The sequence below is a fragment of the Methylobacterium sp. genome (genome assembly GCF_019745455.1).
Lineage (GTDB): Bacteria > Pseudomonadota > Alphaproteobacteria > Rhizobiales > Beijerinckiaceae > Methylobacterium.
Genome location: NZ_JAIETD010000130.1, coordinates 1 through 7,754, shown reverse-complemented (window position 1 = coordinate 7,754; position 7,754 = coordinate 1). Strand labels below are relative to the sequence as shown.

Annotated in this window: 7 protein-coding genes and 2 pseudogenes; 8 read left to right on the top strand and 1 reads right to left on the bottom strand. The window is 61.7% G+C overall.

Features of this window, described 5'->3' with window-relative positions:
• Positions 1-49: 49 nt before the first annotated feature.
• Positions 50-850: pseudogene (locus K2Y56_RS22515) on the bottom strand (IS110-like element ISMch4 family transposase); the annotation flags it as partial.
• 247 nt (positions 851-1,097) lie between these two features.
• On the opposite strand from K2Y56_RS22515, the pseudogene K2Y56_RS22510 reads away from it, so the two are divergent.
• From K2Y56_RS22510 to K2Y56_RS22475, 8 genes and pseudogenes are all read left to right on the top strand, one after another.
• Positions 1,098-1,340: pseudogene (locus K2Y56_RS22510) on the top strand (integrase core domain-containing protein); the annotation flags it as partial.
• Between the two features lie 122 nt (positions 1,341-1,462).
• A complete protein-coding gene (locus K2Y56_RS22505; protein WP_366849337.1) occupies positions 1,463-1,687 on the top strand; it encodes a hypothetical protein in 225 nt (74 codons plus the stop codon).
• A gap of 156 nt (positions 1,688-1,843) precedes the next feature.
• Positions 1,844-2,812, top strand: a complete 969-nt coding sequence (locus K2Y56_RS22500; RefSeq protein WP_292513081.1) for a toprim domain-containing protein — start codon at positions 1,844-1,846, stop codon at positions 2,810-2,812.
• Between the two features lie 295 nt (positions 2,813-3,107).
• Positions 3,108-4,418: a plasmid replication protein RepC gene (gene repC / locus K2Y56_RS22495; RefSeq protein WP_292513076.1), complete on the top strand. Its 1,311-nt coding sequence runs from the start codon at positions 3,108-3,110 to the stop codon at positions 4,416-4,418.
• A 566-nt stretch (positions 4,419-4,984) separates the two neighbouring features.
• Entirely contained in the window at positions 4,985-5,692 is a 708-nt protein-coding gene (locus K2Y56_RS22490; RefSeq protein WP_292513073.1) for a hypothetical protein, read from the top strand.
• Positions 5,693-5,699: 7 nt separating this feature from the next.
• Positions 5,700-6,206 carry a hypothetical protein gene (locus K2Y56_RS22485; protein WP_292513069.1) on the top strand — a complete coding sequence of 169 codons (507 nt, stop codon included), beginning with the start codon at positions 5,700-5,702 and terminating at the stop codon, positions 6,204-6,206.
• 147 nt (positions 6,207-6,353) lie between these two features.
• A complete protein-coding gene (locus K2Y56_RS22480) occupies positions 6,354-6,929 on the top strand; it encodes a LexA family transcriptional regulator (protein ID WP_292513066.1) in 576 nt (191 codons plus the stop codon).
• 13 nt (positions 6,930-6,942) lie between these two features.
• On the top strand, positions 6,943-7,754 hold an 812-nt coding region (locus tag K2Y56_RS22475; RefSeq protein WP_292513061.1), incomplete at its 3' end, for a Y-family DNA polymerase.

The following is a 7,754-nucleotide window of genomic DNA, read 5'->3' as shown; positions in this document are numbered from 1 at the left end:
CGATACGCCGCCTTCAACTCACCGTCGTCACCCAATCTCCCGCATAGCTCGTGATGCGTCCATGCCGTGGCTTGCCGGATCCGGACTGATGCACGCTCGGGTTCAGCCCAAGATAGGCCACAAGCCGATCCGGGCCGGCGAACCGCGCCACGGGTCCGATGGCGGCGATCAGCCCGACGGCGACCACCAGGTCGATGCCTGGGATCGTCATCAGCCGCGTGACGTTCGCGTCGGCGCGGGCCTCGCGCGCCAGTTCACGCTCGACGACCTTCAAGTCCTCACTCAGCCGGTCGTACTCACGCAGGTGCCGGGCGACGGCATCGCTCTCGTCGCCGGGCAGCGGCTGTGCCAGCAGCCAGGTCCGTCCCCGCGGCCCGAACAGATCGGCGTGGGGACAGGGCGGCACGAGATGCGCATGCAGGATCGACTGCACCATCGTCTTCAGCCGCGTCCGCTGCCGGACGATCTGGGTGCGGCGTGTGACCTGGCGCCGGAGCGCAAGCGTTGCCTCGTCCGGGATCCAGACCTCTGGCAGAAAGCCACTGGCATAGAGCCGCGCCAGCACGGTCGCGTCGATGACGTCGGTCTTGATCCGCGCCTCGGCGATCAGCCGCACCTGGCGCGGGTTGGCGATCACCACCCGACCGACATGCGGCCGGATCACCTCCGCGACCGCGCTGGCGTTGCCGGTCGCCTCCACGACGACATGGTCGTCGTGCGTCAGCGTCTTGGCGAACGCCGTCAGGTGATCGCGCGTCATGCCGATCCGACCAAGACGCCGGACCGCGCCGTTCTCCAGCATCACCGCCTCGGCGAAAACGCGGTGGATGTCCAATCCCACAACCCGCATGAGCCTGTCTCCTCGTCTCGATTACGGGAGCTGGCGGGCAACACGGCAACTACGGATCCGCGCTCGCAGCGCATCCGGGCGAGCCGCAGGGGCGGCCAGATAACGGCTCGGGCTCGCAGCCCATCGTCTAAGGGTCGGCCTGCCCGCACTCACGTGCTCCCGGTGCCCCGTGTCCCGGATGGGCTCACCATAGCGCCGATCCGAAGATCAGCGGAACGCGAGGGCACCGAGGGCCATCATGCCGGATAACGGCCAAGTCGAGCGGATGAACCGCACGATCAAGGACGCGACGGTCAAACGCTACCACTACGATAGCCACGACCAGCTTCGAACGCATCTGCACCTGTTCGTCGATGCCTACAATCACGCTCGTCGGCTCAAGACCCTGCGGGGCCTGACACCCACCGAGTTCATCCTGAACGCCTGGACGAAAGAGCCCAATCGCTTCAGGATCGACCCGTCACACCTCATCCCGGGACCATACACCTAGAGCCCCAGCATGGTGTGCTTCTTCGCGCGTTGAGGGCGCTGGCCCTAGAACTGCATCCCGGCCTTGTGGAGGTTGCACGGCCGGGTGATCGGGCGGTGAGCTGGGGTTGGGGGCCGAAGAAGATGAGCGAGGCTTATGCTTGTGCGCTACCCTATAAGGATCATGTAAATCTCGCATTCTACCAAGGTGCAAATCTAGGCGATTTAACCCGCCTTCTCCAAGGTACAGGCAAGGCTATGCGCCATCTGCCGCTGATGCAATTAGAACAGCTTGCCGATCCGACCGTCCGCGAACTGCTGGTAGCGGCACGTATCGAGCGACGGCGAGCCCTGAGGCTGCCGGCCTGACGTTTTCCCAGAATTCGATCCCAATCGGGACGATAGCCGGGCTTAGCGTACGATTTTGACCATCCTCTCACCGGACCCCGTCAGCGTCCGCAAGTCCCGGCCGGGAGATGCCGGTTGGCAGCCGGCGTGAATTCAAAAGACAGAGTCTCCGCACGGATGAGGCAGCAGCGTCCCCCTGATCTCGCCGCTGAAACCGTCTTTCGCGCGCTTGGCGGCTTCCGCACGGCACGGGGATACCTCTGCCGCTGTCCTGTCCCCTCGCATGGGCAGGGCCGGGGCGACCGCAACCCGTCGCTGTTCGTCTCAGACGGCGAGCGCCGCCTTGTGCTGACCTGCTTTGCCGGGTGTTCCTGGCAGGACATCGCCGCGGCCCTGCGCAGCCGCAACCTGACCGAGGAGGCCGCGCCGCCGCGAAGGGAGCCCCCGCCGCCCAAGACCACGACGGCGGACGCGGCGGCCCTGTGGCGTGAGGCCCTTCCCGTCGATGGCACGCTTGCCGCCCGCTACGTCGCAGCGCGGGGTCTGCCGCCCCCGCCCCCGTCGTTGCGGTTCCTGCCGGATGCGCCGTACTCGAGCCGCCGCCTGATGCCTGCCCTCGTGGCTGGAATGCAGGACGTCGAGCGCCAGCTTGTCGCCGTGCAGCTCACCTTCCTGCTCCCCTCTCGGCCGGAGAAGGCGGGCGTGAAGCGTCCGCGCCGGATCATCGGCCCGGCTCGCGGCGCCGCCCTGCGGCTTGCCGCGCCGGCCGAGATCCTTGGGATGGCCGAGGGGTACGAGAACGGCCATGCCGCCATGATGCTGCACGGTCTTCCGACCTGGTGCTGTCTCGGCGCAGAGCGCATGGCCCTGGTACGGCTTCCGCCCGTCGTGCGCCGTCTCGTGATCTTCGCCGATCCCGACGCGCCCGGCTTGCGCGCAGCCGAGGCTACACGCGCCGCCCATCCACGACTTTCCGTCGAGATCCGACCGCCGCCAGGGTTGTCCGAGGGCGCGGACCATCTGGACGATTACGCGGAGCACTATCGCAAGCTTGGCTTAGCAAGGGTCGCGACGCTAAAAAGTATGGACGATGGCGCGGATTCCGAGATTGACTCCGGAGCCGGGCTCGGCCGACATGCACTGTAACGCTCGAACTCGTGTGTGCGAGTCCCGAGACCGTTAGGAGATCAACCGACCGCCGCAGCAGTCCGACCCCTTCAAACGACAACGGCCCCCTCTCCTGGCAGAGAAGGGGCCGAGCCGGTGCAAGAAGCACGCTTGTCGAGGAAAACTATGCACTCCTCACAAGCCACAGAATGCCCCTCGGGGTCAAGTGAGAAACGCAGTTTCTCGCAACGGCGAAGCGTTGCTTGTAGGTGACCCGCCCTCTTGAGGGCGGATCAGAACGACCGTCGCGGCCCGACCGAAAGGGATCGGGTCAATGCACGATACAGTCGGCCGCCGAGGGGCGGCCGGAAGGCGACTCACTGCGCCCTTCGGGGGGCGGGGGCTCACGGCTGCCCAGATCGCGGCCCAGATCGCAGCGCACGAGGCGCCGGCCGGGGGGCGGGTGGCCCACAAATGGGCGGTGGTCCGCGACATCACCGCCGCGCGCGCGCAACTCGGGGTGTCGGCTCAGGCGCTTGCCGTGCTCGAAGCGCTGGTGAGCTTCCTCCCCGAAACCGTCCTGGCTCCGGAGGCGGAGACCGATCTTGTCGTGTGGCCGTCGAACCGGAGCTTGAGCGCAAGGGCGAATGGCTTGTCGGATGCCTCCCTGCGCCGGCATCTGGCCGCGCTGATCGAGGCCGGGCTTGTGATCCGGCGCGACAGCCCCAACGGGAAACGCTTCGCGCGGCGCGGTGAAGGGGGGCAGCTCACCCACGCCTATGGGTTCGACCTCGCGCCGCTCGCGGTCCGTGCCGACGAGTTCGGCGGCTTGGCCGAGGCCGCTCGCGCCGAGATCCTGGCCCAGAAGCTCGCACGGGAGAAGGCGACCCTCCTCCGGCGCGACTGCGCCAAGCTCCTCGATGCGATCGACCGTGAGGCGGATGCCAACCGCTTCGGGGGGGAGGCCGAGGCTTTCCGTGCCCGCTACAGCGCCGCAGTGGCCGCCTGCCCACGCCGGCCGACACCAGCCCAGATCGCGGCCTTGGGAGACGAGCTTGAGGGCCTTGCCCTGGCTGTGAGTGAAGCCCTCGCGTCCTGCCAAGAATCCAAAAAAATAAGCGGCAGTGCCGCTCAGAATGAGCGCCACATACAGAATTCAAATGGGGATGGTTCTGTTTCTGAACCGGCCTTCGAAAAGGTGCAGAAGGAATCGGCCGCGCCAGAACCAGCGAGGGCGGGTGTTGAGATTCGCTCGACCTATCCGCTTGCGACGGTGCTCGACGCCTGCCCGCAGATTCAGGAGCTTGTGCTTGGTGGAATCCGATCCTGGCGCGAGCTAACCGACGCAGCCGAGAAGGCACGATCCATGCTTGGCATCAGCCCGAGCGCCTGGAAGGCAGCGCGCGAGGCCATGGGCGACGATGCCGCCGCCGTCACCATTGCGGCCATTCTGGAGCGACACGAGCAGATCATCAGCCCTGGCGGCTATCTGCGCACTCTCACGGAGCGTAAGCGCGCCGGCACCTACTCCCTCGGCCCCGTTCTGCAGGCCCTCAACCGCGCGCGCCTCACCCAGCTCTCCCAGATTGGAATCCGAAATACGCTGTCGCCGTCTGTCGCTCGCAGGGCTAGTGTCCAGCTATGACACAGGGGATCGATCAGGCCCGACTTGCCGCCCTGGTGACGGGACCCGACCGTGAGCGGATCGCGGCTTTCCTGCTCGATGGTGCGACGGCGTTCGCGCCGAACGGATTTCCCATGACGACCGCCGGAGCGGCGCGGCATATATGGACCGGACAGGCGTTCGAGTTTCCAATCCTCGGTGTTGAAGCCGCTGGCCTGTCTTGCTTGCTGCGGGCGCTTCACGCCCTTCCAACCGGGGAGCCGCTAACGCGGCATTATCTCAAATCCCCAACCCACACCTGCACCGTGTTTCTGTCCGTAAAAGGCAATTTTGTAGGGGCAGTTTTGCATGGCAAGGCGAATGTACCGCTGCCCAGCGGGCTGCCCACACCCAACCCTGTCGCTGTCCCAACTCCCAGCCGGCAACCGTCTCAACCGCGTCAAAAACGGTCGTCGCGGCTCCAATGCAGGCCAAAACAACTGGATCTGTTCACAGACCTTCCCTGATAATATCCCAGATAGCCAACCTTTCATGGTGGCAGTTTAAATATATATGGACGGTCAGTGGAGCCAATGAAAATGAGATTCATGAGCAAGATTAGGAGAAGGGTTCAGTATCTACATGCATTGAAACAAACAAAGTATTTAATGCCAAAATCGTATAATGAAATTCCTGAATATAAAGCCGCATTTAAGCAGGCAATTTATTTTACTAGATCATGCAGTTTCGATATTGATGCGGTTAATTGGATCGATAAAACATTTATAACTGCGGATAGCACAGACATAGAAGATTCGCTGCGTGACTCTAAACTAGCATCGTTTGACGGGGCTGCCAGGCAGTGTCTCAAATGGTCTCATTTCTATGCTCCGCGGGTTGCAAAAAAATTAGGTTGTGGAGCTTGGGTAACTATTGGTCAAATCTGGAATAGAGAAGAAATCGTTTATGGCCCAAGTTGGAATGATTTGAAAAGATGGATAGCAAAAGGTATTCAAAGAGATGATTTCGAAAATCGTCGGGGGTTCAATCTTCATGCTTGGATTACATTGCAAACCTGCGAAATCATAGATTTAACATTTTTCACAACACTTTCTGAGATGGATCCGCAATTTAAGAGCTGTGCTGGACAATTCACTCACGGACGTGACCCGCACGCTATTAACGGTCATAGATACTATCCAATGGCCATAGGATCTGATTTTGCGCAGACAATCTCGGACAAATCTATATCTTCATTGCTTACAAATAATGTTGAGGAACTTAATAATTGTTCTGCTGTATTTTTATTTGATTGATTCTAAAATGACAGAAATCCTGTCCGACCGTCAAAGGATCGAACTCGCGATCCCTGCCTATCTTATGTTTGGAATCAGTTCTGTGCCAGGGGTTTTTGCGCCCAATGATCCAAGCTTAGCGGAGCGTGCCGAGGCTGACATTTCCAAACTCCGCAAGAAGTTGCATGATGTGAGCCTCGAACCATTCGCCGACCTAACGCCGAAGAAGCGGAACGCGCTTTTGCGCCGTTTGGAGCGTGTTGCAAAAGGTGAATTTGTCTACTGGAAGGATGAAAATGCTCTTATCATTATGATCAAGCTTGTTTTATTTCTAGAAATCTTGGTCGGTCAGCAGATGCTAATCCTATGGGAAGGAACTCCAATGGATTGGGCAGTGCGGCAACTCTCATTGATGAGCCGTCACGGCTTCGATGACCCGCAGATAATCGCGGCTGGTCATGTCCAAGCAGATCAGATGCTTGCTAGATTTCAGAAAGAGGGGCTGTACCCCAAGGCGCTTAACGTCCTCCGATAAGCCATGACCTTCCCTGCGGTTAGGGAGAGTTATCCCCATAAAACACACTCATACATGATCGATGAGGGTTGACACAGGAACCGCCTGGACGGCGAGTCCGACTCGGCGCTTGATTGTTTGTAACACTCAATCAAGCGGGACTCGGCCATGACCGCCACCAACAATCACGGCGGACGCCGACCCGGAGCCGGGCGTAAGCCCGGCTTGCGCCATGCTGAACCCACGACTGTCGTGCGGTTGCCGGTCGACCTTGCTGCCGCTGCGAGGCGCGTCGCCGAGGCCAGGGGGGGCTCAGGCAGCGGGATCGGTGCATTCCTCCGGGGCGAGGCTCGTTCGAACGCCACCGCTCCCCTGGTGACGGAAGCCGTCGCCTGTGGCTTCCCGTCCCCCGCAGAAGACAGCCTTGAGAGCCCTCTGGACCTCAACGAGCTGCACGGGATCGGTGCGCCATCCGTGTTTTTGGTCAGGGTCGCCGGCGAGAGCATGATCGGAAGGGGCCTGTTTCCTGGCGATATCGCTGTGGTGGACAAGGCGCGCGAGCCGAAATCCGGCTGCATCGTTGTCGCGTGCTTGAACGGGGAATTCACCCTCAAAACCTACCTGCACCGGGGCGGCCGAGTTGTCCTCCAGGCCGAGAACCCCGCTTTCCCTGACATCGAAGTGCCCGAGGCCGCCGACTTCCAGGTGTGGGGCGTCGTGACCGGCAGCTCCCGCGTTTTTTAGCGCTGGCCCGACTATGAACAGTCTCATCGCCCTGGTGGACTGCAACAATTTTTATGCGAGCTGCGAAAGGTTGTTTCAGCCGAAGCTCAATGGCAGGCCAGTCGTGGTGCTGTCGAACAATGATGGTTGTTGCATCGCGCGCAGCGAGGAGGCCAAAGCACTCGGGATCAAAATGGGCGACGCCTACCATTTGCGCAAACAAGAGTTTGCGCGATGGGGCGTAGTCGTGTTCTCCTCCAATTATACATTGTATGGTGACATCTCTTCCCGCGTGATGCGCGTACTCTCCGGTTTCACGCCCGATCTGGAAGTCTACAGCATCGATGAGGCTTTCCTTGGCCTCGTGGGCTTCCCTGACCCGGAGGCCCACGCGCGAGCCCTGCGGCTCGCGGTGGGCCGCCTCGGCATTCCCGTGTGTGTCGGCATCGGGCCGACCAAGACCCTCGCCAAGATCGGCAACCGGATCGCCAAGAGAGATCCTAGGCATGGCGGGGTGTGCCTGCTCGACACCGAGGCGGCGCAGACGGCCGCGCTCGGGCAGCTCGATCTTGGAGACGTGTGGGGCATCGGCAGTCGACTGGTGCCGAAGCTCGCCGATCTTGGGATCACGACCCCCTTGCAGCTCCGGGCGGCCGACCCGGCGATGATCCGCCAGCGGTTCAATGTCGTGCTGCACCGGACGGTGTTGGAGCTGCGGGGCATTCCCTGCCTCGACCTCGATCGCGATACCCCGGACAGCCGGACAATCTGGGGTCGGTACACAGAACGGACCCAGATATACGCTAAGGTTTTGCCGTGCCTTCGACGGCGCGCATCTGGCGAAGC

Bases quoted from the DNA above. Each gene is read 5' to 3' on its own strand.
- K2Y56_RS22505 (WP_366849337.1), top strand. From the start codon at position 1,463: ATGAGCGAGGCTTATGCTTGTGCGCTACCCTATAAGGATCATGTAAAT.
- K2Y56_RS22500 (WP_292513081.1), top strand. From the start codon at position 1,844: ATGAGGCAGCAGCGTCCCCCTGATCTCGCCGCTGAAACCGTCTTTCGC.
- repC (WP_292513076.1), top strand. From the start codon at position 3,108: ATGCACGATACAGTCGGCCGCCGAGGGGCGGCCGGAAGGCGACTCACT.
- K2Y56_RS22490 (WP_292513073.1), top strand. From the start codon at position 4,985: ATGAGCAAGATTAGGAGAAGGGTTCAGTATCTACATGCATTGAAACAA.
- K2Y56_RS22485 (WP_292513069.1), top strand. From the start codon at position 5,700: ATGACAGAAATCCTGTCCGACCGTCAAAGGATCGAACTCGCGATCCCT.
- K2Y56_RS22480 (WP_292513066.1), top strand. From the start codon at position 6,354: ATGACCGCCACCAACAATCACGGCGGACGCCGACCCGGAGCCGGGCGT.